Raw genomic sequence first — 25,242 nt, 5'->3', positions numbered from 1 at the left:
GAGAGTAGATACCTGGCGAAGCGGCACGACCCCGGGGCAGCTGCTGTACTACGTTGAAGACTCTGCGCCGGTCCAGCTTGAGAGCACGGGCGCGGAACGCTGTCCACCCATCCGTCGGCCCCCGCACTGAACGACCCCGGCGACCACACCGGAAACGGCCCAACACCATTGCAAACGAGCCGATGTCGGCAAGCGCCCGGCATCGGAGCGCGGCCTCCACGCGATTCGGCTCACCCACGGACCTGCGACATCCACTCAATTCGACACAGCCGCACGCTCACCCCCGTGCGGCCGGGACCCTGCGCAGGAGCTCCCCGGCCGTGCACCCCTGATCCATGTCCAGAACCAGGCACAGATTGAAGCCCCGGTAGTCCCTCTGAACGGCGGCCTGGAGGTCGCACCACTGCGAGTCGGGGTCACCGGCGTCCACATTCACCACGAGCGAGTCCCCCTCGGCCACCGAGTCGGAGGCGGTGGCGAACCCGGACGAGTCGGCCCGCGTGAAGAACTGCCATCTGGCGGCCCTCACCGTCGTCGGGCACGTGTAGTCGGGCACGGCATGATCGACCCCACTCGCCGTCACGGTGTGATCGTCCGCCATGTGCACGCGGGCTCCGGCCGAGTTGGCCCAGTCCCCGACCAGATCGGCCTGCTGGATCACGGCCGCCTCACCGCCCGCGTCGGCGCACGACGCACAGGCCAGGACCAGACATCCGAGCAGCACCGCCATCCTCGACTTCACGCCCCACCCACCGCCCCGACCTTGTCGACCGCATGCCCCAGCAGGCCACCACGGGCAGCGTCCGCCCGTTCGAGCCGGGGTCAGCCTGCCAGAAGTTTTGAACGTGTTCAACCAAGTCGATGAAGCCACATCCGCCTTCTCGTCAGCAAACTTTGCAGCCCGTCGGATCGCCCCCCGCGGAGTTACCGGGGGGTCGTCTTGTCGTGACCCTGGACAGCGCCCCTGAGGGCGTGCTGTCATGCCAACTGCCCATTCCTTCCAACGTTGTACAGACGCAAGCGACGAGCCGCCCCCTCTTCCTCAGTCAAGGAGGATTCGTGCGCACCAAACGACTCAGAGGCCGACTGGCCATGCTGCTGGCCGCGGGACTGGGCCTCGCGGCACTCACCGGGTCGCCGTCGGCGACAGCGGCCGACGACCCGGTCGAACCTCACGGCCTGAAGGGCGAGTACTACACCCAGTCCGCCCCCGGAGCCTTCGACTTCAACGAGCTCAAGGCCACCGGCTTCGACCCGAAGCTCGACTTCGACACCCTCGAGCCGCGGCTGCGGACCGCCACCGGCCAGGCCGACGACGCCAGTGTGCGCTGGACGGGCAAGGTCGTACCGGAGAAGACCGGCGCGACAACGTTTTCCATCACCGGCGACAACGGCTTCCGGCTCTGGGTCGACGGCAAGCTCGCCATCGACCACTGGGTCGACGACTGGGACAAGGAACAGACCTCCCAGCCCGTCGAGTTGACGGCCGGCAAGGCGTACGACATCAAGGTCGAGTACTTCGAGCACTTCGGCGGCTCGAACCTCCATCTGCGCTGGACCGAGCCCGGCGAGACCAAGGAAGCGATCCCCTCCTCCGCCTTCCGGCTGCCCGACGGCTGGGACTACGACGGAGCGATATCGACCACCGTCCTCAAGGACGGCCGAACTCTCAAGCTCGACTTCGCGCAGTCCCTCGCGGCCCCGCCGGCCGGACTCGCGGATCACCTCCAGGCCGTGATCGGCGGCGCCCAATGGCCGCTGTCCACGATCAAGGCCGACCCGGCCGACTCCCGCACCCTGCTCGTCGGGCTGAAGGAGCCGGTCGTGGGCAAGAAGGGCGGCGGCGCGTCCGGCCAGGCCGATGTCACGTACGACGGCAAGGGCGGGCTGACCGGCACCGGGGACAAGGCCGTCGGCCAGTTCTGGAGCAGCGGCCCGAACGACTCGGAGTACGAGCTGCGCACCAAGTGGGCCGACGAGGTGGGGCCGAAGAACGCCCACCCCGAGTACCCGCGCCCGCAGCTCACCCGGGACGCCTGGCAGAACCTCAACGGCGAGTGGCAGTTCGCCGCGGCGAAGTCCGGCGACAAGCCGCCGGTCGGCAAGCAGCTCGGCGAGAAGATCCTCGTGCCCTACCCGGTCGAGTCGCAGCTCTCCGGCATCGAGCGCCACGAGGACCGCATGTGGTACCGCCGCACCTTCACGGTCCCCGCGGGCTGGAAGGTCGGGGACGGCAAGCGCCTCCAGCTGAACTTCGGCGCCGTCGACTGGCAGTCCGAGGTGTACGTCAACGGCACCAAGGTCGCCGAACACAAGGGCGGTTACGACAAGTTCAGCGCCGACATCACGGACGCGCTGAAGCCGGGGCGCACCCAGGAGCTGATCGTCGGCGTCTACGACCCGACGGACGCGCAGGGCGGCGAGAACCCGCCGGTCGGCAAGCAACGCCTCGACCCGAGCGGCATCTGGTACACCCCCTCCTCCGGTATCTGGCAGACCGTGTGGATGGAACCGGTAGCGGCCGACCACGCCGCCGACCTCAAGATCACCCCGGACGTCACGGCGGGCAAGGCCACCGTCGAGGCCAAGGGCGTGCGGGACGGAGTGCCGTTCACGGCGACGGCGTACGACGGCAGGCGCAGGGTCGCCACGGCGAGCGGGGTCACCGGCGCGCCGCTGACCCTGAAGATCGACAAGGCGCATCTGTGGTCGCCCGACGACCCGTTCCTCTACAACCTCAAGGTGAACGTCGGCAAGGACAGCGTCGGCAGCTACTTCGGGATGCGCTCCATCTCCGTCGAGAAGGTGAACGGCACACCGCGCACCCTCCTCAACGGCAAGCCCGCCTTCATGATGGCCACGCTCGACCAGGGCTTCTGGCCCGACGGGCTGCACACCGCGCCGACGGACGAGGCGCTGGCCTACGACCTGAAGATGCACAAGCAGATGGGCTTCAACTCGGTCCGCAAGCACATCAAGGTCGAGCCCGACCGCTGGTTCTACTGGGCGGACAAGCTCGGTCTGATGGTGTGGCAGGACATGCCGGCCATGAGCGCGGCGCCGGACGCGGCCGCGCGCGCCGAGTACGAGCGCGAGATGAAGACCATGATCGACCAGCACAGCAGCCACCCGTCGGTGGTCATGTGGGTCACCTTCAACGAGGGCTGGGGCCAGTACGACGTGGGCCGCATCGCCGAGCAGGCCAAGGCCTGGGACCCGACGCGGCTGGTCAACAACATGTCGGGCCTCAACCTGGGGGCGGACGGCGGAACCGGCGACATCATGGACGAGCACGGATACCCGAGCCCGGCCCTGCCGCCGCACCCCGACGGCAAGCGCGCCCTGGTCAGCGGCGAATACGGGGGCCTCGGCCTCGCGGTGCCCGGTCACGCCTGGGCGGTGCAGCAGTCGTACGTGGACGTCGACCCGGCGAAGTACACGGACGACTACCTCGCGCGCCTCGCCGAGGTGCACAAGCTGGCCTGCCAGGGCAGCAACGGCGCCGTGTACACGCAGATCTCGGACGTCGAGGGTGAGCTCAACGGCCTGCTGACGTACGACCGCAAGATCGTCAAGCCGGATGTGAAGCGGGTGAAGGCGGCGCAGGAAGCGCTGATCCACGACGCCTCGCAGGCGACCGTGGCCGGCTGCTCCGGCAGCTGAGCACGGTCGGTCCGACAAGTGCCCGGTCCCCCTTTCGCGCCTCTCGGGGCGGAAGGGGGGCCGGGGCGCGGCTCGCCCTTCTTGCGCGAGCGCGGCCCCTTCTCACCCCTCCCCCGAACCCCCGAACAGGAGCACCCGCATGCCTGTCAGCAGACGCGCTCTTCTCGGTGCCGGCGCCCTGGGCCTGGGCGCCGCGGCGCTCGGCGGCCCGTTCGCCCCGTCCGCGGCGGCGGCTTCACGGCCGTCGGCCGGCACGCCGGCCCCGGACGCGTTCCGGAAGCTGCCCTCCGGCAGTGTCACCGCCCGTGGCTGGCTCGCCGGACAGCTGAAGCTCCAGCTCGACGGGCTGTGCGGCCGGTACGAGGACCTCTCCCACTTCCTGGACTTCGACAACACCGGCTGGGTGCACCCGGAGCGCGGGGCCTGGGAGGAACTGCCGTACTGGCTGCGCGGCTATGTGCCACTCGCGGTCGCCACCGGCGACGAGCACGCCCTGGCCCGTTCGCGCGAGTGGATCGACGCGATCCTCGCCACGCAGGAGAGCGACGGCTTCTTCGGCCCGCGCGCGCTGCGGACCGCGCTCAACGGCGGTCCGGACTTCTGGCCGTTCCTGCCGCTCCTGATGGCGCTGCGGACCTACGAGGAGTACACGCGCGACCGGCGCGTCCTCCCGTTCGTCACGCGCTTCCTGCGCTTCATGAACGCCCAGGGGGCCGGAGCCTTCAACTCCAGCTGGGTTTCCTTCCGTTGGGGCGACGGACTCGACATCGTGGTGTGGCTGTACCGCCGTACCGGGGAGAAGTTCCTCCTCGATCTGGCGGGCAAGATGCACACCCTCGGGGCGGACTGGACAGGCGATATGCCCTCGCGCCACAACGTGAACATCGCCCAGGGATTCCGTGAGCCGGCCCAGTACGCGCAGCTCACCGGCTCTGCCGAGCTGACCCGGGCCACCTACCGCGGTTACGACGCCGTGATGGGTGCGTACGGCCAGTTCCCCGGCGGTGGCATGGCGGGGGACGAGAACTACCGGCCCGGCTTCGGGGACCCCCGTCAGGGCTTCGAGACCTGCGGCATCGTCGAGTTCATGGCAAGCCATGAACTGCTCACGCGCATCACCGGTGACCCGGTGTGGGCGGACCGCTGCGAGGAACTCGCGTTCAACATGCTGCCCGCCGCCCTCGACCCGCAGGGTAAGTCCCTGCACTACGTCACCAGCGCCAACAGCGTCGACCTGGACAACACCCCGAAGACACAAGGGCAGTTCCAGAACGGCTTCGCCATGCAGTCCCTGCAGCCCGGCGTCGACCAGTACCGCTGCTGCCCGCACAACTACGGTATGGGCTGGCCGTACTTCAACGAGGAGCTGTGGCTCGCGACGCCCGGCGACGGCCTCGCCGCCGCCATGTACGCCCCCTGCACGGTCCGCACGCGGGTCGAAGGCGGCACCGAGGTGACCATCGTCGAGGAGACCGGCTACCCCTTCACCGAGACGGTCGAGTTCAGGCTCTCCACCCCGAAGCCGGTGCGTTTCCCGCTTCAGCTCCGCATCCCGGGGTGGTGCCGCGGGCCCGAACTCCTCGTCAACGGCAAGCGTCTGGCGGCCGAGGACGGACCGGCCTGGGCCAAGGTGGAGCGCACCTGGCACGACGGTGACGTGGTGACGCTGCGCCTGCCCCAGCGCACTTCCGTACGCCACTGGCCCGACAACCATGACGCCGTCAGCGTCGACCACGGACCGCTCACCTACTCCTTGAAGATCGGCGAGCAGTACGAGCGCTACGCGGGCGACGACACGTTCCCGCACTACGAGGTGCACGCGACCTCCGCCTGGAACTACGGCCTGTCCCCCGCCCCCGGCCTCGCGTTCCGGCGCGACAACGGGCCGGTCGGGGAGAACCCGTTCACCCACGAAACGACGCCGGTGCACATCACCGCGCAGGCCCGTCGCATCGAGGAGTGGGTCGCGGACGACGAGCACGTCGTCGCACCTCTGCAGAACGGACCGGCCCGCAGCGACGCACCCGTCGAGACCGTGACACTCGTCCCGATGGGCGCGGCCCGACTGCGGATCACGGCGTTTCCCCAGGCCTCGCCCGACGGCAGGGCGTGGACGCCGGAGCCCGCGTTCCGGCGGATCGCCAACAAGCACAGCGGGAAGGTCCTGGCCGTCGACGGCATGTCGACCGAGAACAGTGCCCGCGTCGTCCAGTTCGCCAACTCCGGTACGGGCGACCACGCGTGGCAGCTCGTCGACAAGGGCGACGGCTGGCATCTGATCCGTAACGGCCAGAGCGGCAAGGTCCTCGGGGTCGACGGGATGTCGACGGCCGACAGCGCACACGTCGTCCAGTACGAGGACAACGGCACCGCCGACCATCTGTGGGCGCTCGTCGACAGCGGGGACGGGTGGTACCGGATCCGCAACAAGAACAGCGGCAAGGTCCTCGGCGTGGACGGGATGTCGACAGCGGACAGCGCGCAGGTCGTCCAGTTCGACGACAACGGGACGGACGACCATCTGTGGCGGCTGCTCTGAGGTCGTGACCGATCGTGGCGCGCCGGGCGGATCCCGGCGCGCCACGGCGTCGGTGTGCGGGGCTCCGCTTCCTCGACGGTCGAGCCGCTGGTCCAGCAGCCGGCGCCGGGGATATCCGTCGCCTTGCCACCTTTCGCCATGCGGACGTATAACGTTGCAAGCCCGGCTCCAGAGCCTTTGCGCCGGGGCCATGGCTCCGGCGCCGTGCGGGCACGCACCGGTCCCGGCGCCCGGCAGGTCACCGGAAGGAATGTTGTGCGGGTCAGCCTCAAGGACGTCGCCGCGCGTGCGGGCGTGTCGATCAAGACCGTCTCGAATGTGGTGAACAACTACCAGCACGTCACCCCCGCGATGCGCGAGCGGGTGCAGCAGGCCATCGACGAGCTCGGCTACCGGCCCAACCTCACCGCCCGCCACCTGCGTCAGGGGCGGACGGGCATCATCGCCCTCGCCCTGCCCGAGCTCGGCAACCCGTACTTCGCCGAGCTCGCGGCGGCGGTGATCGACGCCGCCGCCCTGCACGACTACATCGTGCTCCTGGACCACACGGGAGGCCGGCGCGAGCAAGAGGTCCTGGTCAGCCAGGGGTTCCGCGCACGCGTCATCGACGGCCTGATCCTGAGCCCCATCGAGCTGGAGGCGGAGGACCTTCGTGAGCGCACGGAGAACGTGCCTCTGGTCCTGCTCGGCGAGCGCCACTACGACCTGCCCTACGACCACATCGCGGTGGACAACGTCGCGGCGGCCCGAACGGCCGTCCGCCATCTGATCGACATGGGGCGCCGCGAGGTGGCGTTCATCGGCGCCCGCCGTGGCCACAGCCAACCCGCCCACCTGCGTGTTCAGGGGTGGCGCGAGGAACTCCTGTCGGCGGGCCTCTCCGTGGACGACGGGCTGATCGCGACGACCGAGGGGTGGGGGCACGCGGACGGCGCGGCGGCGATGACCCGGATCCTGGAGACCGGGCGCCGGCCCGACGCCGTGTTCGCGTACAACGACCCCATCGCCATCGGAGCGATGCGGGTGCTGTCGGAGCGCGGTCTGCGCGTGCCCGAGGACATCGCCGTGGTGGGCTTCGACGACGTCGTGGAGGGGCACTTCGGGGCGGTCACGCTCACCTCCGTGTCGCCGGACAAGGAGGCCATCGCGCGGATGGCGGTCGAGTCGGTCCTGGCCCGGCTCGGCGGCCAGGCGGACGAGCCCCGCCGCGTCTGGGCGGACTACCGGCTCATCGCGCGCGAGAGCACGCTGGGGCGGAACACATAGGCCGAGCGGCGGGACCGCGTGATCGTTCCCGCCGACAAGCCCGTAAAGGACTTCCCGCCGAAATCACCGACCCGTTGGCCACCGGACAACCACTCGACCGCCGCATGGCCGAAAGACCCGAGCAGATACCTGTACCGACCCCTTACCACGCCTCCTTACAACGTTGTAATGTCCAGGCGTCCGCAGCTGCCGGTCTCCGGCTCCGTCCGCGCCCCACCGGTATCGCCCGCGCCCGGCGCCGGACAGTGCCCGGCCCTCACTCCCCGCGAGGAGCCCATGTCCTTCGCCGCCCCCTTCTCGGCACCCTTCGGCGCCACCCCCTCGGGCCTCCCGGTCGAGCGTTGGACTCTGCGCAGTGCGAGCGGAGTCGAGGCCGCCGTCCTGACGTACGGCGCCGCACTGCACTCCCTGCGTGTCCCAGGTCCGTCCGGGAGCCGGCCGCCCGCCGAGGTGGTCCTCAGCCTCCCGGACGTGAAGCACTACGCCAGCCATGGCGCGTATCTCGGCGCTGTGGTGGGGCGGTACGCCAACCGCATCGCCGCGGGCACGTTCACCCTGGACGGAACGCGGCACCACATCCCGGGCAACGACCGGGGCAACTCGCTGCACGGCGGGGCCGACGGGTTCGACCGCCGGGTGTGGCGTGCAGAGTCCTGCGAGCGGCCCGACGGCGCCGCGAGTGTGCGCCTGAGCCTGGACAGTCCACACGGCGACCAGGGCTTTCCCGGTTCGCTCCAGGTGTCCGTCACCTACACCCTCGCGTCCGACGGATCCCTGACGCTCGACTATCACGCCGTCACCGACCGTCCCACGCCGGTCAATCTCACGAACCACGCCTACTTCAACCTCTCCGGGAACCCGGACCGAGGGGTACTCGACCACCTTCTGACCGTGGACGCCACCACGTATCTGCCCATCGACGAGACGGGCCTCCCGCTGTCTGGCGCACCCGCACCGGTGGCCGGCTCGCCGTTCGACTTCACCCGGTCACGGCGGATCGGTGCGCGGATCGCCGAGCCCGACGAGCAGTTGAGGCGCGCCGACGGATACGACCACTGCTGGGCGCTCGACGACCGTGAACAACCTCCCGGAGAGGGGCAGTTGGTACTGCGGCGTGCGGCCCGTCTCGAGGACCCCGGCAGCGGGCGCGTGCTCGAAGTGCACACCAGCGAGCCCGGGCTCCAGGTGTACGCGGGGCAGCAACTCGACGGCGGTTTCAGCGACTTCCTGGGTCGCCGGCTGGGCGCCCACTCGGGTCTGTGCCTGGAGTCGCAGCACTTCCCCGACTCCCCCAACCGGCCCGAGTATCCGAGCACCGTCCTGCGCCCGGACCAGGTCATGCGCAGCCGGACCGTGCTCACCTTCCCGCACCTCACCGCGGTCGCACGTTGACCACGACCGGACGGCCCGCCCGAATCACAGGGCGGTCACGTCCCGCACAAAGGCTTTACACCCTCCTTTCAACGATGTAAAAACTCCTGCGGGCGGACCGGTCGAGGCACTCGCCTCGTCGAGCCGCATACGCGCCGCCCTCGCTGCTCCCTGCCAACCCTCCGTCGCCGCGTCACCCGGATCGGGGTCACCATGAAGCACTTCGCCCACCGCCGTCACCTCACCGCCCGCCCTGTGATCGTGGCCCTGGCCGCCGCCATGGCCCTCACCGCCTCCGGCTGCGCCAAGTCCGAGGACGACGCCTCGAACAAGTCCGACTCCTCCGCGTCCGCCGCCGACGCGGGCCAGAAGGTCGTCACGCCGAAGCCCGGCAGCAAGGGCTGCACGATCGACGCGTACGGCGGGAAGAAGCTCGACCTCAAGAACGCCACGGTCGGCTTCTCACAGTCCGAGAAGGAGGCCAACCCCTTCCGGATCGCCGAGACGGCCTCGATCAAGGCCGAGGCGAACAAGCGCGGTCTGAAGCTGCTCACCGCCAACGCCCAGTCCCAGTTCTCCAAGCAGATCAGCGATGTGCAGGACCTCCTCGCCAAGGGCGCCGACCTGCTGGTGATCGCTCCGCTCAACTCGGACGGCTGGGAGCCGGTGCTGAAGGCCGCCGCGGCCAAGAAGGTGCCGATCGTCACCATCGACCGCAAGATCAACGCCACGGCGTGCAAGGACTACGTCAGCTTCATCGCCTCGGACTTCGTCGACCAGGGCAAGCGCGCCGCCGACCAGATGATCGAGGCGACCGGCGGCAAGGGCGAGGTCGCGATCCTGCTCGGCGCCGCGGGCAACAACGTCACCACCGAGCGCACCAAGGGCTTCAAGGACCGCATCAAGGAGAAGGCCCCCGACCTCAAGGTGGTCTTCCAGCAGACCGGCGACTTCGCCCGTGAGAAGGGCCAGCAGGTCACCGAGCAGCTGATCCAGTCCAAGCCCGGTATCAAGGGGATCTACGCCGAGAACGACGAGATGGGTCTCGGCGCGGTCGCCGCGCTCAAGGGCGCCGGCAAGAAGGCCGGTGACGTGAAGATCGTGACGGTCGACGGGACGCGCAACGCGGTCCAGGGCATTGTCGACGGCTGGATCAGCGGCGTCATCGAGTCCAACCCGCGCTTCGGCCCGCTCGCCTTCCAGACCCTCGACACGTTCACCCAGGGCAAGGAAGTCCCCCAGGACGTCATCATCCAGGACGGGGCCTACGACACGAAGAACGCCAAGTCCGAGATCGGCAAGGCATTCTGACGCAGCTTCAGGCAGACAGGGTGGGGCAGGCCAGAGCGCCGGCCCACCCCGCCCCTGATCCGTACTCCTCTCACTTGCCCTAGCCCTCACCCCACCCTGGAGGCACAGGTGACTCCCTCCGCCGAAGTCCTCACTGTCCGCGGACTCAGCAAGTCGTTCCCCGGTGTCCGGGCCCTCGACGGTGTGGACCTCGCGCTGCACGCCGGTGAGGTCCACGCCCTGATCGGCGAGAACGGCGCCGGCAAGTCGACGCTCATCAAGGTGCTCACCGGTGTGTACCGGTCCGACGCGGGAGACATCACCTTCCAGGGCCGCCCGGTCTCCTTCGCCACACCGCTGGAGGCCCAGCACGCGGGCATCTCCACGATCTACCAAGAGGTCAACCTCATCCCGCTGCTGAGCGTGGCCCGCAACCTCTTCCTGGGGCGCGAGCCGCGCAACCGGTTCGGGCTGCTCGACTTCGGCCGTATGCACCGCGACGCCGCGCAGACGCTGCGCGCGTACGGGGTGCGGGTGGACGTGCGGCAGCCGCTGCGCACGCTGGGCGTCGGTGCCCAGCAGATGGTGGCCCTGGCCCGGGCCGTCGCCACCGACGCACGCGTCGTCGTCATGGACGAGCCGACCTCCTCCCTCGAACCACGGGAGGTGGAGACGCTGTTCGAGGTGATCCGCCGACTGCGCGCCGACGGGATCGCCGTCATCTACGTCAGCCACCGGCTCGACGAGCTGTACGCCGTGTGCGACGCCGTGACAGTGCTGCGGGACGGCTGCCGCGTGCACACCGGACGGCTCGCGGACCTGGACCGGCTCACACTGGTGTCCACGATGCTGGGGCGTGACATGGGTGAGGTACGCAGTGAGGGCGTCACCAAGTTCACCGGCGACCACCATGCCGCGAGTTCCGAACCTGTGCTCAGCGCACGAGATCTGACGGTTCCTCATAAGCTGCTCGGAGTCTCGCTGGACATCCGTCCCGGCGAGGTCGTCGGTCTGGGCGGGCTGCTCGGGTCGGGGCGCACGGAGACCGCCAAGGCGATCTCCGGGGCTCTGCCGTCGAAGGGGGGCAACGTCACCGTGGCCGGTGTCCCGCTGCGCCCGGGATCCACGCCCGCCGCCATCCGCGCCGGCATCAGCCTGCTGCCCGAGGACCGCAAGAGCGAGGGCATCGTCCCCGGGCTCTCCGTCCGCGAGAACATCGCGCTGGCCGCGCTGCCGAGGCTCTCCCGCTTCGGCCTGGTCTCCGAGGCCCAGGTCGACAAGATCGTGGACACCTTCGTCAAGAGGCTCCGTATCAAGGCATCCTCGCCGCACCAGAAGGTCGGTGAGCTGTCCGGAGGCAATCAGCAGAAGGTGCTCCTGGCCCGCTGGCTGGCGATGAACCCGAAGGTGCTGCTCCTGGACGAGCCCACGCGCGGCATCGACGTGGGCGCCAAGGCCGAGGTGCAGAAGCTGGTCGACGAACTGGCCGACGACGGCCTCGGCGTCCTGCTCATCTCCTCCGACCTGGAGGAACTCATCGAAGGATCCGACCGCGTGGTCGTGCTGAAGGACGGCGCGGTCGTCGGCGAACTGACCGGCGACGACGTCACGGAGGACAAGCTGATGCAGACCATCGCGGCGGGCAGCCCCGCACCCGGCGCCGCCGGGGAGGTGACCCGCCATGGCTGAGGCCGCCATACGCCCGGCCGCCCTCGACCGCGCGCGAGTCCTGCAGTGGATGCAGACGTACGGCGTGTACGCGGGCGTGGCCGTCCTGCTCGTCGTCAACATCGCCGTGACGCCGCACTTCCTGTCCGCGGAGAACTTCCGGACACAGGCCGTGCAGGTCGCGCCCGTGATCATCGTCGCCCTCGGCATGGCCCTGGCCATCGGCACCGAGGGCATCGACCTGTCCGTGGGCGCGGTCATGGCGCTCGCCGCCTCGGTCACCGCCCTCTATCTGGGGTACGGGCTGGTGCCGGCCCTGCTCACGGTGGCCGTGTTCGCGGCCGTGGTGGGCCTGGCCAACGGGGCGCTGGTCGCCTGGGTCGGTGTGCAGCCGATCGTGGCCACCCTCGCCCTCATGGTCGGCGGCCGAGGCATCGCCCTGGTGCTGCTGCCGCAGCTCAAGGACCTGCACAACCCGGGGCTCGCGTCGCTCGGTTCCGGTGACGTGCTCGGCATCCCCTACCTCATCATCATCGCCGCCGCGCTCGCTCTGCTGGTCGCCTTCGTCATCCGGCGCACCACCTTCGGGCGGCAGTTGCTCGCCATCGGCGACAACCGGGCGGCCGCGAAGCTCGCGGGGCTCCCGGTGCGCCGCGTCCTGATGCTCGTCTACGTGGCGTGCGCGCTCCTCGCCGCTGTCGCCGGTGTGCTCGCGACCGCGCGGCTGCAGGCCAGCGACCCCACATCGCTGGGCAACCTCATGGAGCTGTCCGCGATCACCGCGGTGGTGGTCGGCGGCACCCCCCTGAGCGGCGGCAGGGTCAACATCGCCGGAACGGTGGCGGGCGCCGTCCTCATCCAGCTGCTCACCGCCACGCTCATCAAGCACGATCTGCCGCCTTCGTGGACGCAGATCGCCCAGGCCATCGTGATCGTGCTGGCGGTGTACGCGGCGCGCGGACGGGGGAAGCGATGACGGCGACCAGGACGGAAACGGAAGAGGCCGTGGCCCGGACCGAAAATGAGCTGCTCGACGCCGCCGAGCCCGTGGGCAGCAGCCGCTCCGAGCGGCTGAGCGCGCTGGTCCAGCAGCACGGCGCGCTCGCGGTCCTCGTGATCGTGTCGGCGGTGGCGTCGCTGAGCTTCGACTCGTTCGCCACCGGGGACAACTTGTCCAACATGGCGACGAGTTCGGCGTTCCTGGCGGTCGTCGCGCTCGGCATGACCTTCGTCATCATCACCGGCGGCATCGACCTGTCGGTCGGTTCGCTCTTCGCTCTCGGCGGTGTTCTGGCCGCGTGGGGTTCGCAGTACGGCACTTTGGTGGCGCTCCTGCTGCCGATGGTCGTCTGCGGTCTCATCGGTGTGGTCAACGGCCTGCTGATCGCCCGCTCGCGGCTCGCTCCCTTCATCGTCACGCTGGCCGCGATGCTGGGCGCGCGCGGTCTGATGCTGTCCCTGACCAACGAGGGCGCCGACACCTACCTCGTCAAGAAGGGATCGTTCCTCGCCGAGCTCGGCCAGGGCACGACCCTCGGCGTCGGCAACCCCGTGTGGATCACTCTGGTCCTGTTCGTGGCGGGCGCGGTGGTCCTGCGCCGCAGCCGCTTCGGCCAGCATGTGTACGCCGTCGGCGGCAACGAGGATGCGGCCGCCCTCATGGGTGCTCCCGTGGCCCGTACCAAGATCATCGTCTATACGCTGTCCGGTGTCCTCGCGGGCCTGGCCGGCGCGCTCAACGCCGCCTGGCTCGCCTCCGGCGTCACGATTCTGGGCAACGGCATGGAGCTGGAGGCCATTTCCGCGGTCGTCATCGGCGGCACCCTGCTGACCGGCGGTCTGGGTTACGTCAGCGGCTCTCTGGTGGGTGTGCTTCTCCTGAAGGTGATCCAGAACGTCATCAACCAGATCGGCTCCCTCGACTCCTCCTACCAGCAGGTCGTCAGCGGCGCGTTCCTCGCGGTCGTGGTCATCGCGCAGACGTGGCTCGGCCGCAGGCGGCAGTTGTTGTAGGCGACCGGATCGCGCCGAGGCTTTACGACGTGGACCCCAGCGGGCGGGCCCGGGCGATCAGGAGGGCCACGTCGTCCCGGTCCCCCTCGTCCCGCAGGGCCACGAGGAGGTGGTCGCAGACCTCGTCCAGGGACCCCTGCGGCTCGGAGAGCAGATCGAGCAGTGTGTTGATGCGGGCATCTATGGCGTCGGCACGCGTCTCGATCAACCCATCGGTGTAGAGCACGAGTTGGTCGCCGCTCTCCATCTTCACGGCCGTCTCCTGGAAGGCGACGTCGCCCACACCGAGAGGTGTCCCCGTGGGCAGGTCGAGGAGTTCGGGGCGGCGGCCGGGCCTGACCAGGATGGGCGGCAGGTGGCCCGCGACGGCGATCCGGCACTCGCCGCGGTGCGGGTCGTACACGGTGTATATGCACGTGGCGAACGCGGGGTCGAGTTCGGCGGCGGTGTGGTCGAGGTGGCGGAGCACCTCGGCCGGCGCGAGGTCCAGGTCCGCCAACGTCCGGGTGGCGGTGCGCAGTTGGCCCATGGTGGCGGCGGCGTTGATGCCGCTGCCCATCACGTCACCGATCACGAGGGCGGTCTTGTTCCCGGCCACCGGGATGGTGTCGAACCAGTCGCCGCCGATCTCGCTGGCCGACTGGGCGGGCTGGTAGCGGTAAGCGATCTCCAGGCCGGGCCTGCGGGGCGGTCTGGGCGGAAGCAGGTGGCGCTGGAGGGTGAGGGCGGTGCGGCGTTCACTCTGGTACGAGCGGGCGTTGTCGATGCAGACCGCCGCGCGGGCGGCCAGTTCGCCGGCCAGGACGACGTCGTCCTCGTCGAACGGCAGCTCGTTCCTCGCGCGGCCCAGGTCCAGCGCGCCGAGCACCTCTCCGCGCGCGATGAGCGGCACCGCCAGATAGGAGTGCAGCCCCGCCCGGGACAGGACCCGGGCGGACTTCGGGTCGGGGGCGATGCGCTCCAGGTCCGCTTCGCTCACGTGCTCCACCAGCACCGGACGCCCTGAGGTCACGCACTGGGTGATGTACCGGTCGGCCGCGTAGCTGGCGATCTGCCCGGGGGTGTCGGCGGCGTGGAGCGCGTTGGTGGAGTAGGCCGCCGTCACCGCCAGTGCCCGGAACAGAGCGGGTCCTCCGGCTGCCGGGGTGGTCTGGCGCAGGCCCTGGAGCACGGCGTCGAGTATGTCGACCGCCGCCAGGTCGGCCAGCTCGGGGACGACCACCGACGCCAGCTCGTGCGCGGTCTGCTCGACGTCCAGAGTGGTGCCCACGGTCTTGGACGCGTCGGCGATGAAAGCCAGGCGCCGGCGGGCCCGGGCGGCTTCCTGCGAGGCCCGGTGCTGTTCGCTCACGTCGACCACGGAGATGGCCAGGCCGAGGACCCGGCCGGCCGAGTCGTCGAGCCGGTAGTAGGACGCCGACCAGGCGTGTTCCACGTCGGCGGCGCCGCCGGGGCGGCCGATGGTGAACTCGTTGAGGACCGGCGTGCCCGTGGCCATGACCTGGCGCATCGTGGCCGTGATGGCTTCGGTGTCCAGGAACGGAAGGGCTTCGCCGACGCCGCGGCCGATGTGCTGCTCGGCGGGCAGGGCGTTGATGCGTTCCAGTGCGGGGTTGACCATCACGTAGCGCAGGTCCGTGTCCAGGACCGCGAGCCCGATGGGCGACTGGGCCACCAGTTGCACGGACAGCGCGAGGTCCCGCTCGAAGCGGCGCAGGAGGGCCTGGTCGCTGGCGATGCCGAGGGCGTAGACGTCTCCGAGCTCGTCGTGGAGCCGCATGTTGCGGAACTCCACCAGGCGGGTGCTGCCGTCCTTGTGGCGTACGGGGAAGACGCCGGCCCAGCTCCGGCCGCTCTCCATGACCTCGGCGAACAGGCCGAGTACGAGATCCTGGTTCTCCGGGGCGACCAGGAGCGGCGCGGCGTACTGCCCCAGCGCCTCCTCGGCGGTGAAGCCGAACAGCTCCTCGGCCTGCGGGCTCCACAGGCAGATCCGGCCCTGGGCATCGATCATCACCGCGGCCACGGCCAGGGCGTCCAGAAGGCCGCCGGGCTCGGAGACCGTGCCCGCCGTTGTCAGGCCCGTCCGCGACGAACCGATCGCATCCATCCAGTCACCTCCCCAGAATCGCCGGGGTCCGAGGGACGGCTGCAAGGGATCAGCCCGGTTCGGGATGTCATCGACTCCATCGAGGACGAGTATTTTGTCAGCCGGAGCCCCGGCATGTACTGCGGTCCAGGTTCTCGGCCATACTGCCTCCAGACTCCACACGGCATTTTATGCCCCTTTCCCGGAGAAGGTCATGTTCGCTTCCTCCGCTACTGGCGGGCCGCGCCCACGCGGGGCCGACGGTTCTGACGCACACCGGTCATCGCCAAGCCGTCGACCGCCGCAGGGGACAGCTCGGACTCCCGCAAGCCGGACAGGGGCATCCAGGTGACGGCGCTGGTGGAGTCGTCCCCCTTGGTCACCACGGGAGAGCCGGGCTTGAGGTCGACGCGGTAGAAGAGCCCCACCAGATGCCAGTCGATGCCGAGCCGGTGAGCGGTGTACGCCCGCGCGTCGACCAGCCGGGCGTCCAGGAGTTCCAGGCCGGTCTCCTCGTACAGTTCGCGCGCCAGCGTCTCGCGCGGCTGCTCCCCCGGGTCGATCCCGCCACCGGGCAGGTGCCACAGGCCGGGCTCGAACACCGGTGAACTGTCCGCGAGTTGGGTGAGCAGCAACTGCTCGTCCATGACAGAGACCGCATACGCCGAGACTCGCGAACGCATCTGACCTCCCACGTTGCACCCCTGCGGACATCGCCGTCCCGATGACGGCCGATGCAGGGGAACAACCTATCGATCACGGGCGCCGCACGGTCGGGAATCACGGTGAACGCATGGAGCCCTCACAACGCGTCAACGTGACACGCCGACCAGCTCCGTGCGGGTGTCCCGTGCGGGTATGGCAGAACATGGCGCATGCTCGCTCGTTGAGATACCTGAGGACGTCTTCAGGTTCCTGTCGTGGCGACGGCAACCGGTGCACACCCTGAGGGCGAGCCTCCGTCAAGGCCCCCTCCGCGCCCCCACCGGGCAGGGAGGGGGCCTTCCTCGTCGTACTGCCCCTTGGACCGGCCGCGTCGGCATCAGCCGATCGGTTGACCCCGGGGTCGTCCGTCGGGCTCCCGCACCACAGACGGCAGGCCGACCGGTGAGCGGGGGACGCGGCCGGAGAATGGACTCCGGGACGGAAATCGGAGGCGCCCCCGTTCCTTCCCTACGGATCCTTCCCTACGGACATGGAGCACCGAGATGCACGACCGCGACCGCCGACTCCTGGAGGCCGCCCGGCGCGGTGACGCCGCCGAGGTGCGCGCCGCCCTCGACGCCGGGGCCTCGGTAGAGACCTGCGACGAGGAACTGCGCTCCCCGTTGTTGCTCGCCGCCCTCAATGATCACGTCCAGGCCGCGCGGGTCCTGGTCTCGGCCGGCGCCGACCCGGACGCCCAGGACCGGCGCCACGACAGCCCGTGGCTCGTCACCGGCGTGACCGGCAGCGTCGCGATGATGCGCGTCCTGCTCCCGGCGGGCCCGGATCTCACTCTGCGTAACCGCTATGGGGGTGTTTCGGTGATCCCCGCCAGCGAGCGCGGCCACGTCGCGTACGTACGGGCGGTGCTCCGGGAGACGGATATCGACGTCAACCACGTCAACGACCTCGGATGGACCGCTCTGCTCGAAGCCGTGATCCTCGGTGACGGGGGCCGGGCGCACCAGGACATCGTGGAGCTGCTGCTCGCGGCGGGCGCCCGCCCGGATCTCGCGGACGCGGAAGGCGTCACGGCCCTGGAACACGCGGAACGCCGCGGCTTCGATGCGCTCGCGGCGCTGCTCAGGGCCGCGTCATGACGGCCCGCGCGCGCGGTGCGCTCGGGGCAATGGCCATCGTCCTCCTCGCGGCGGGGTGCACCGCGACCGGCACCGCCGACTCCACCGCGTCCTCACCCCGGGCAGCCACCGTCACCCCGTCCGCGCCGGCGCCCGAGCGAACCGCTCAAGGCACGTTGCTGGTGGCGGACTTCGGCAGCGACACGGTCACGTTCGTGGACCCCGGGCGCGGCACCCTCGACTCGGTGAAGGTGGGCACCGCGCCGTACGGGCTCGTCGTCGGCAAGGACGGCCGGGCGTGGGTTGCGACGGCCGAAGGAGTGGCCGTCGTCGACACCGAGACGCGCGAGAACGTCGGCCGCATCCCGTACACGACGGAGACCGGCCCCGCCACGACCGGCGAGTACCGCGGCGGCGGCATGGGCATCGCCCTCGCACCCGACGGAAAGCATGTCTACGTGGGCGTCAACGTGCCTGACAGGAATGGGGTGTTGGAGGTCATCGACACGGCGACGCGGCAGGTCACGGACACCGTCCCGGTCGGCCGCCGCCCCTTCGATGTGGACGTCGCCCGGGACGGCGGCGAGGTGTACGCCACCGGCCACGACTCGTTCGACGTGACCGCCGTACGCACGGACACGCTCACTCCGCGCCGGTTCGAGGTCGCCCCGTACGGCACGGAGGGCGGACTCGGCTCGTGGCTGAAGCCGCACTACGCCGCCGTGCGCGACGACGGAAAGCTCCTGTTGCCCTTCGAGGGCGAGAAGCTGGCCGTGCTCGACCCGCGCACCGGCAAGGTCGCCGTCGAACCGATGACCGCCGACACACACCAGCACGGCGCCCAGCTCACCCCCGACGGCACGCTGCTCGCCGTCGGCACAGGACCGATCAGCGCAGGCGACAACGACGCCTCGCTGACCGTCCGTACCGCCGAGGGGAAGGAGCGCGTCGTCCCGCTCGACGGCCCGCACGAGGACGTCGCCGCGTCGCGCGACGGCCGCACCGCCTACGTCACCGGGGGCTTCACGCGAGACGGATTCTGGGACGGGATCACCGTCGTGGACCTGGAGAGCGGGAAGACCCACCGGCTGCCCGCAGGTCATCGGCCGCTGGGCATCGCCGTTCTGTGACGATGCCCGGCCGGACACGGGCCCGGCTCCGACTCAGATGCGAACCGGCAGCGCGATCGGATAGGTGCCGTCGCCCGCGAACCCGACGCGCTCGACGGCCTCCCGCTCGACGGCCAGCTCGAGGCTGTCCCGGCGCAGGAACAGCTCGTCGAGGATCACCTCGGTCTGGAGGTTGGCGAGCGCGGCGCCGATGCAGCGGTGCGCGCCGTGTCCGTACGCGATGTGCCCGGCCCCGCGTGCCACCTCGCGCGTGAGGTCGAGCCGCGTGGCGTCGTCAAAGCTTCCCGGGTCGCGGTTGGCGGCCAGCAGACCGCTCGTCACGCCCTCGCCCTGGCGTACCAGGACGCCGCCGAGTTCCACGTCCTCGGTGGCGTACAGGGTGGCGCCGACCCGCACCGCCGACACATGGCGGAGCAACTCCTGGACGGCGCGCGGCAGCAGGTCGCGCTCCGCCCGCAGCCGGACCGCCTCCTGCGGGTGGTCGAGGAGGGTGAGGACCGCGTCGGTGATGAAGAAGGCGGGCGGCGCGATCCCCGTGTTGATCAGCAAGAAGACGAGCGCGATCATCTCCTGGCGCGTCAGGCGCTGCCCCTCGGCCGCCGTGGCGCTGGAGCGCAGCAGATCGGAGACCAGGTCCTCCTTGGGCGCCTGGCCACGGAGGTCGAGCAGCCGGCCGATGTACTCGGCGAGGTGGTCGATGCCGGGCAGGAACCGGTCCGGTTCACCGGACTCGTAGTCCCTGATCCAGCCGCTCACCTTCGGCCGGTCGGCCGCGTCCACGCCGATGATCTCGCAGATGACGTCCGTCATGACCGGGTAGGCGAAGGCGCTCAGGAGGTCGAACTGGTCCCCCTTGGCGACGAGTTCACCGGTCACGTCCTGGACGATGCGCTCGATGCGCGGACGCAGCGCGGCGATCCGGCGCGGCGCGAAGGCCCGCATCACGTGTGTGCGCAGTCGGGTGTGCTCGGGCCCGTCGGCCATGACGAGGATCTCCAGGTACTGCCGGTACTCCGGCGGCAGCCCCGCGTCGTCGAGCAGTTCCGCGCCGACACCCCCGCCCTGCGCACCGGGAACCTTCGCCAGGTCCCGTACGAAGCGGGTGTCGCCGAGCGCCGCCTTCACCACGTCGTAGCGCGTGGCCAGCCACACGGGGGTTGTGGTCCCCGGGAGTGTCACCCGCACCAGCGGGACGTCGTGGCCGTGCGACGCCTCGTCGATCTGAGTGTGGGTCAGTTGCAGTGGTGCGGCGGTCGGATCGGTCATGTCCTCACTCCGTTTCGCGAACACGTATCCCCTGACGTGATCTCGGTCGCCAGCATCCAATGGAACACGGATACGGGTGGGTGGCGTGATCAGTTCGTGATGCACGGGTGAACCTCGCGCTCAGCGGCCGGAATCGCCTCCGGAGAGCCGCTCGACGGCCCGGGACGTACTCGCCGCTCTCCGCTGGGCGGCCTTCTGTTCGCGTGCGGCGTCCCGCACCCGCACGGACGCCTCGTCCGCCGCCGCGGCAGCGGTGCGCCGTTCCTCCTCGGCCTCGCCGAGCCGAAGGGTCAGGAGCGCGACGCGTTCGTCCGCCGCGGACCGCCGGGTGGTGGCCCGCTCGTGCTCCTCCTCGGCACGGCGCACGTCGTCGTCGCGACGGCCCGCTTCGGCCGCGGCCTGGGTGGCTGCCTTCATCGCCTCCTTCAGGCGGGCGCGGCGCTTCTCCTCGGCGGGGTCGGGGGCCTTGCTCGCAGGGGTGGGGGTGGGCCTTTCGTCCTTCTTCGACACCTGCGCCAGAGGCGCCGTACCGGGGAAGTCGGTGGACACGGTGGGCACCTTCGTGAGCCTGCCGGTGGCCCACTGCTCGGCGACCTCCGCGTCGGCCAGCGCCGCGTGGAGGATCTGTTCGACCTCGTGCAGGACGCTCAGGCTCACCGGCTGGCCCGCCCGTCTGGCGAGCCCACCCGCCTGTCGCGCGAGGCCCGCGATCATCACGTGCTGCTGGTGGCTGAGAGTCCGGAACTGCTCCGGGTCGAGCGTACGGTGCGCTTCCCGCAGTGCCTCCGCGAGCTCGAGGAGCTGCCCCGCCTCCTCAGTCTGACGCGCCAGGAGGTTCGACACCCAGGCGGCGAGAGTCGGCTTGCGGAAGGCGGCGATCCGGCGCGCGGCGGCCGCGTCCCCGGCCTGTTTCGCCTCGGCGACCTGCGCGTTCCGCGCGGCCATGAACTGTACGGGCGGCAGGCGGTAGAGATCCTCGGCGACATCATCTGCGTCCACACGCCCACTCTGCCGTGCGGGCGGCGCGCGCGGCTGAGACGCGCCGGTCGCCGTGCTTCAGCAGGACTGGGGCGCTGCGCTCGGCCTCGACGCGGCTGCGCTGTGGAGCGCCTGGGCCGAGGACCTGCGGCACACCGTGGTCGCGTACGGCCACTTCATGGCGGAGGAGGCGCCCGCCGAGGTCACGAAGGCACTTCGGGACCTGCTGGGGAGTGCCTGACGCACCCCACCTCACGGTCAGCGCGAGGCCAGCACGCGGTCGAGGGTCAGTCGGCCCGCCCGCCCCCACGTGGGCTTGCCGCCGGGCAGGCCCTGGTCCCCTGCCCGGCCGATCGCGACGAGGGACAGAGCCTGCAGGACGGCCCACCCGCGGGCACGTCGGATCATGGCCTCGTCGGCGCGTTCATAGGCATCCAGGAAGCCCGCGGCTGAAGGCAGCAGGAGCCACCCGGCCGCGAGGTCCATCGCCGGATCACCGGCGCAGAGTTCGCCGAAGTCGACAACGCCGGAGAGTGTGCCGTCCGAGACGACGACGTTCGCGGGGTGCAGGTCCCCGTGGAGCCACACCGGCGGCCCCTCCCACGCGGGAGCCGCTACGGCCTCGTCCAACACGCCCCGGACGCCTTCGGGCACGTGGGCGGCGACGGATCGGACCGCCTCGTCGAAGTGGTGTGAGATCGCGGCGAGGGGAACTCCGCGGCCGGTGTCGGCCGGTGCGTCCGCGGGCGCCGCGGCCGGTGTCGGCCGGTGCGTCCGCGGGCGCCTCCTGGTGGAGCGCCCTCAGGAAGCGCGCCAGCGTGTCGGCGGAGTCTGCGCCCTCGCTGATCGGCGAACGGTCGGCCGGCTCGCCGGGGACCCATTCCGCGATGGTCCAGGGGTGTGGGAAGAGGTCGGACGGTTCGGCGAGCCGGAGGGGCGTGGGGACCGGGAGGGGGAGTCTCTGGGTCAGGAGCGGCAGCCAGCGGTGCTCCTTGCGCAGCAGGTCCGGGGCGCGTGACGTACGCGGCAGTCGTACGGCCAACTCGTCGCCCAGCCGCCAGAGTTGGTTGTCCCAGCCCCTCACCGAATGGTGGAGTTCCAGCACCGCCAGGTCCGGATACTGCTCCTCGAGCAGCGACCGCACCAACGCTTCGCCGATGGCTTCGTCGGATGCTTCTCCGATGGCTTGGTCGATTGCTTCGTCGACTGCTTCGCCGAGCGGCTCGTCGATCTCGTGGTCAGTCATCCGGAGAGTCTGCACGACCGGCGAGGCGATCGCCCGCCTCCGTGCGCCGGTAGACCACGCGTCGCCCCACTCTCGTACCGACGACCATGTTCGCATCGCGCAGAACGGCCAGGTGGCCGCCGACCGTGCCGAGCGACTGCCCCAGTTGCGCCGCGAGTTCGCTGCTGGTCGCGGGGCGTTCCAGCTCGTGGAGGAGAGCGGCGCGGCCGGTGCCGATCAGCCGATCCAGGGCCTGCGCCGCTCGCGGCCGCCCGCTCTGCTCGGCTGCGCCGCGGGCCGGGTACACCAGGGCGTACCGGTCGGGAGGCGCCTCGGCGAGCCAGGTGCCGCTCGTCACGCAGACCGGGACGAACAGCATTCCGCCCTCGCCGACGATGCAGTCAGGGCCCGGCTGGTCGCTGAAGCGGATGGCGTCGGCGCCGACCCACGCACTGCGCCGGTTCATGTGCTGGAGCGCCCTGGGCCAGCCGTACGCGGCGAGCAGCCCCGCCCGGTACGTGACGTCCCGTTCCAACAGGGCGCGGCGGCGCGGCCAGTCCGGCGACACATGCGTCTTCCACACGTACCGGAAGAGGTCGGCGGTCCGGGCTCCCCACCCGTGCCCGGTCAGCCACTCCAGGTCGTGGCGCTTCCAGCTACGGGCCACCGCCGCGTCGAGGTCCGCGCGTATGTCGTCTTCGCGGGCCGCGGCGACGGCCTTCAGTTCGTCGGCGAGCGTGGTGCGCATTCCGCCGGACGGCGGGCGGCTCACGTAACCGGGGAGGTACTTGGTCGAGCAGATCAGCTCGACGAGCCCGCGGGCGAACGGGTCCGCGTCGAGCGCGGCGTGGAACGCGTCGTGGTGGCGGTCGTACCAGGGGGTGAGCCACGGGTCGGAGCAGGGCCTCATCAGGACGCTCATCGACCCCAGCGTCTCGGCGCTCGGCGACAGCGCGAACCGGGACTGTGACAGGGCCATCGAACTCAGCCGCAGCAGCACCATCTTTCGCCTCCTGCCGAAACGTTAGCTTGCGTGCCCGCGGCTCCCCACACTCGGGCCGGTGCGTTCCTACCTCCTCCAACAGGCCGCGTTCCGCTCGTTCTTCGCCGGACGCCTGGTGTCCCTCCTCGGAAGCTCGATGGCTCCGGTCGCCCTTGCCTTCGCCGTCCTCGACGCCTCGGGCAGCGGCCACGACCTCGGCGTCGTACTGGCCGCCCACATGCTGCCGCTGCTCGCGTTCCTGCTCGTGGGCGGCGCGGTCGCCGACCGGTTCCCGCGCCGGACCGTCCTGGCGGCCACCCATCTGGGGGCGGCATTCACGCAGGGCGCCGTCGCCGCACTCCTGCTGACCGGGCACTACTCGCTGCCGCTGGTGGCCGCCCTCGAGTTCGCAGGCGGCGTGCTCGGCGCCTTCACGACACCGGCGCTGCGCGGCGTCGTCCCTCAGCTCGTCGCCAAGTCCCTTCTGCGGCAGGCGAATTCACTCCTCGCTTCGGCCGGCAACGCCACGAAGATCCTCGGTCCGAGTCTGTCGGGTGTGCTGGTGGTGACGGTCGGGAGCGGGCCCGCCATCGCCTTCGACGCGCTCACCTACCTCGTCGCGGCCGGGTTCCTCGCACGGCTCTCCCTCACCGGCACCCCTGAGGTGTCACAGCGAGACACGGTGCTGGGCGACATCCGCGACGGCTGGAGCGCGTTCCGTGCGATCCGGTGGGTGTGGGTCGGCACCCTGTCCTTCTGCCTGCTGAACCTCGTCCAGACCGGTACGTGGCAGATCCTCGGCCCCCAGCTCACCCGGCAGCTCAGCGGCGAGACGACCTGGGGTTTCGTGCTCAGTGTGCGCGGGGTCGGCATGCTGGCGTCGAGCCTGCTGATGTACCGGATGATGGTGCGGCATCTGCTGCGGTTCGGGCAGCTGGCGGGGGCGCTGGGCGCGCTGCCGCTGCTCGCACTGGGGGCACAGGGGCACGCTCCATGGCTGATCGTGGCGGCGTTCGTCGCAGGGCTCGGCTCCTCCGTCACCGCGGTCGCGTGGGACACCTCGCTCCAGGAGCACGTGCCCGCGCACGTGCTGTCGCGCGTCGCGTCCTACGACGAGCTGCTGTCCTATGTCGCGATTCCGGTCGGGCAGCTGTGCGTGGTCCCACTGGCGGAGACATTCGGCGCGTTCCGGGTGACCGCTGCAGCCGGGGCCGTCTCCGCCGCGGCCAGCCTGATCCCCCTGGCCTCCAGAGCCGTACGCCGACTGCCCCACGCCCAGCCCGACACGTCCGCACCCACCGCGCCTGGCGCACTCGCCACACCCGCCCCGCACCATCGGCACCAAGACGTTCCCTGAGGGCAACACACTGCGCGCCGTCCTGGGCGCGCCGATGGTCGCCCTGCCGATCGCCGCCGCGCTGTCCGCGTACTTCCTCGGCGCCCGCCGCGGCTGGTCCCGCCGGCACATCGGGCAGGTCATGTCTTCGGCGCTGCCCGGCGTCGCCGTGGTCATCCTGGTCACAGGGGGCGGCGGAGTCTTCGGAAGGGTCCCAAGACGGGCCTCGGCAACGCGGTCGCTGACCTGCTCGACCGCACCGGCCTCCCGCTCCTGCTGCCGGCCTTCGTCATCGCGATGCTGCTGCGCGCGGTGCAGGGTTCGACCACGGTCGCCCTGGTCACGACCGCGGGCCTGGTCACACCGCTGCTCCAGCGCGCCGACCCGTCCCCGCAGCAGCCGGCCCTGATCTGCCTGGCCATCGGCGCCGGCGGTCTGTCGCTGTCCCACATCAACGACGCGGACCACGGGATGTTCACCAAGTTCGTCGGCCTGGACGTGGCCACGGGCCTGCGCACCCGGACGGTCCTGACCACCGCGATGGGCGTGGCGGGCTTCGCGCCGACGGCGGTGCTGTGGCAGGTCGTCCAGGTCCGGGTCCAGGGCAGAAGCCCGATGCATGTTGGCCGTGGACAGTGACCG

At 70.6% G+C, this 25,242-nt stretch carries 17 protein-coding genes and 3 pseudogenes; 13 read left to right on the top strand and 7 right to left on the bottom strand.

The genetic code is table 11. The annotated features are described in order from the left end of the window. Positions 1-277 precede the first annotated feature (277 nt). Entirely contained in the window at positions 278-742 is a 465-nt protein-coding gene (locus OG698_RS42660; RefSeq protein ID WP_406109531.1) for a hypothetical protein, read from the bottom strand. A gap of 317 nt (positions 743-1,059) precedes the next feature. Between OG698_RS42660 and OG698_RS42655 the strand changes: the two genes are divergently transcribed. The 8 genes from OG698_RS42655 (at position 1,060) to OG698_RS42620 (ending at position 13,810) form a co-directional block, all read left to right on the top strand. Then, positions 1,060-3,663, top strand: coding sequence for a PA14 domain-containing protein (locus tag OG698_RS42655; protein WP_406109530.1), 2,604 nt, complete (start codon positions 1,060-1,062; stop codon positions 3,661-3,663). 139 nt (positions 3,664-3,802) lie between these two features. Next, positions 3,803-6,202, top strand: coding sequence for a beta-L-arabinofuranosidase domain-containing protein (locus tag OG698_RS42650; protein ID WP_406109529.1), 2,400 nt, complete (start codon positions 3,803-3,805; stop codon positions 6,200-6,202). A gap of 255 nt (positions 6,203-6,457) precedes the next feature. Further along, entirely contained in the window at positions 6,458-7,468 is a 1,011-nt protein-coding gene (locus OG698_RS42645; protein ID WP_399980127.1) for a LacI family DNA-binding transcriptional regulator, read from the top strand. Between the two features lie 276 nt (positions 7,469-7,744). Beyond that, the gene (locus OG698_RS42640; protein ID WP_406111597.1) at positions 7,745-8,860 is read left to right on the top strand and encodes an aldose epimerase family protein; all 1,116 of its coding nucleotides are present in this window, start codon (positions 7,745-7,747) and stop codon (positions 8,858-8,860) included. Positions 8,861-9,052: 192 nt separating this feature from the next. After that, complete coding sequence (locus tag OG698_RS42635; RefSeq protein WP_406109528.1) at positions 9,053-10,150, top strand: ABC transporter substrate-binding protein; 1,098 nt, start codon at positions 9,053-9,055, stop codon at positions 10,148-10,150. A gap of 108 nt (positions 10,151-10,258) precedes the next feature. Next, positions 10,259-11,818: a sugar ABC transporter ATP-binding protein gene (locus tag OG698_RS42630; protein ID WP_406109527.1), complete on the top strand. Its 1,560-nt coding sequence runs from the start codon at positions 10,259-10,261 to the stop codon at positions 11,816-11,818. Further along, positions 11,811-12,773 (top strand): ABC transporter permease, encoded by a 963-nt coding sequence (locus OG698_RS42625; RefSeq protein WP_329578485.1) that lies wholly within the window; start codon positions 11,811-11,813, stop codon positions 12,771-12,773. Before OG698_RS42630 ends, OG698_RS42625 begins: the two co-directional genes overlap by 8 nt. Further along, the gene (locus OG698_RS42620) at positions 12,770-13,810 is read left to right on the top strand and encodes an ABC transporter permease (protein WP_406109526.1); all 1,041 of its coding nucleotides are present in this window, start codon (positions 12,770-12,772) and stop codon (positions 13,808-13,810) included. The genes OG698_RS42625 and OG698_RS42620 overlap by 4 nt, the downstream gene beginning before the upstream one ends. 22 nt (positions 13,811-13,832) lie before the next feature. On the opposite strand, the gene OG698_RS42615 is transcribed toward OG698_RS42620, so the two are convergent. Together OG698_RS42615 and OG698_RS42610 are read right to left on the bottom strand one after the other, a co-directional pair. Continuing rightward, on the bottom strand, positions 13,833-15,920 hold the full coding sequence (locus tag OG698_RS42615; RefSeq protein WP_406109525.1) for a SpoIIE family protein phosphatase: 2,088 nt from the start codon (positions 15,918-15,920) through the stop codon (positions 13,833-13,835). Positions 15,921-16,129: 209 nt separating this feature from the next. Continuing rightward, positions 16,130-16,582 carry an NUDIX domain-containing protein gene (locus OG698_RS42610; protein WP_406109524.1) on the bottom strand — a complete coding sequence of 151 codons (453 nt, stop codon included), beginning with the start codon at positions 16,580-16,582 and terminating at the stop codon, positions 16,130-16,132. A 525-nt stretch (positions 16,583-17,107) separates the two neighbouring features. Here OG698_RS42610 and OG698_RS42605 point away from each other — a divergent pair. Next, positions 17,108-17,704 (top strand): ankyrin repeat domain-containing protein, encoded by a 597-nt coding sequence (locus OG698_RS42605; RefSeq protein ID WP_406109523.1) that lies wholly within the window; start codon positions 17,108-17,110, stop codon positions 17,702-17,704. Continuing rightward, complete coding sequence (locus OG698_RS42600; RefSeq protein WP_406109522.1) at positions 17,701-18,813, top strand: YncE family protein; 1,113 nt, start codon at positions 17,701-17,703, stop codon at positions 18,811-18,813. The genes OG698_RS42605 and OG698_RS42600 overlap by 4 nt, the downstream gene beginning before the upstream one ends. Before the next feature lie 33 nt (positions 18,814-18,846). Here the strand turns inward: OG698_RS42600 and OG698_RS42595 are convergent, their stop codons facing one another. Together OG698_RS42595 and OG698_RS42590 are read right to left on the bottom strand one after the other, a co-directional pair. Next, positions 18,847-20,079 carry a cytochrome P450 gene (locus OG698_RS42595; protein WP_406109521.1) on the bottom strand — a complete coding sequence of 411 codons (1,233 nt, stop codon included), beginning with the start codon at positions 20,077-20,079 and terminating at the stop codon, positions 18,847-18,849. A 120-nt stretch (positions 20,080-20,199) separates the two neighbouring features. Beyond that, positions 20,200-21,078, bottom strand: a complete 879-nt coding sequence (locus OG698_RS42590) for a hypothetical protein (RefSeq protein ID WP_406109520.1) — start codon at positions 21,076-21,078, stop codon at positions 20,200-20,202. 43 nt (positions 21,079-21,121) lie between these two features. On the opposite strand from OG698_RS42590, the pseudogene OG698_RS42585 reads away from it, so the two are divergent. After that, positions 21,122-21,298: pseudogene (locus OG698_RS42585) on the top strand (alpha/beta hydrolase); the annotation flags it as partial. 17 nt (positions 21,299-21,315) lie between these two features. On the opposite strand, the pseudogene OG698_RS42580 reads toward OG698_RS42585, so the two are convergent. Both OG698_RS42580 and OG698_RS42575 read right to left on the bottom strand, forming a co-directional pair. Next, positions 21,316-22,303, bottom strand: a pseudogene (locus tag OG698_RS42580) (aminoglycoside phosphotransferase family protein). After that, positions 22,296-23,285, bottom strand: a complete 990-nt coding sequence (locus OG698_RS42575) for an ArsR/SmtB family transcription factor (RefSeq protein ID WP_406109519.1) — start codon at positions 23,283-23,285, stop codon at positions 22,296-22,298. Before OG698_RS42575 ends, OG698_RS42580 begins: the two are co-directional and overlap by 8 nt. 58 nt (positions 23,286-23,343) lie before the next feature. On the opposite strand from OG698_RS42575, the gene OG698_RS42570 reads away from it, so the two are divergent. Both OG698_RS42570 and OG698_RS42565 read left to right on the top strand, forming a co-directional pair. After that, on the top strand, positions 23,344-24,621 hold the full coding sequence (locus OG698_RS42570) for an MFS transporter (RefSeq protein WP_406109518.1): 1,278 nt from the start codon (positions 23,344-23,346) through the stop codon (positions 24,619-24,621). Positions 24,622-24,655: 34 nt separating this feature from the next. Continuing rightward, positions 24,656-25,239, top strand: a pseudogene (locus OG698_RS42565) (hypothetical protein). The last annotated feature ends 3 nt before the right edge of the window (positions 25,240-25,242 follow it).

Origin of the sequence: Streptomyces sp. NBC_01003 (genome assembly GCF_045162695.1) — a bacterium.
Lineage (GTDB): Bacteria > Actinomycetota > Actinomycetes > Streptomycetales > Streptomycetaceae > Streptomyces.
The sequence above is the reverse complement of the archived record's forward strand: the minus strand, read 5'-3'. Positions and strand labels throughout refer to the sequence as shown.

Bases quoted from the DNA above. Each gene is read 5' to 3' on its own strand.
- OG698_RS42650 (WP_406109529.1), top strand. From the start codon at position 3,803: ATGCCTGTCAGCAGACGCGCTCTTCTCGGTGCCGGCGCCCTGGGCCTG.
- OG698_RS42640 (WP_406111597.1), top strand. From the start codon at position 7,745: ATGTCCTTCGCCGCCCCCTTCTCGGCACCCTTCGGCGCCACCCCCTCG.
- OG698_RS42635 (WP_406109528.1), top strand. From the start codon at position 9,053: ATGAAGCACTTCGCCCACCGCCGTCACCTCACCGCCCGCCCTGTGATC.
- OG698_RS42625 (WP_329578485.1), top strand. From the start codon at position 11,811: ATGGCTGAGGCCGCCATACGCCCGGCCGCCCTCGACCGCGCGCGAGTC.
- OG698_RS42620 (WP_406109526.1), top strand. From the start codon at position 12,770: ATGACGGCGACCAGGACGGAAACGGAAGAGGCCGTGGCCCGGACCGAA.
- OG698_RS42615 (WP_406109525.1), bottom strand. From the start codon at position 15,920: ATGGATGCGATCGGTTCGTCGCGGACGGGCCTGACAACGGCGGGCACG.
- OG698_RS42610 (WP_406109524.1), bottom strand. From the start codon at position 16,582: ATGCGTTCGCGAGTCTCGGCGTATGCGGTCTCTGTCATGGACGAGCAG.
- OG698_RS42605 (WP_406109523.1), top strand. From the start codon at position 17,108: ATGCACGACCGCGACCGCCGACTCCTGGAGGCCGCCCGGCGCGGTGAC.
- OG698_RS42600 (WP_406109522.1), top strand. From the start codon at position 17,701: ATGACGGCCCGCGCGCGCGGTGCGCTCGGGGCAATGGCCATCGTCCTC.
- OG698_RS42595 (WP_406109521.1), bottom strand. From the start codon at position 20,079: ATGACCGATCCGACCGCCGCACCACTGCAACTGACCCACACTCAGATC.
- OG698_RS42575 (WP_406109519.1), bottom strand. From the start codon at position 23,285: ATGGTGCTGCTGCGGCTGAGTTCGATGGCCCTGTCACAGTCCCGGTTC.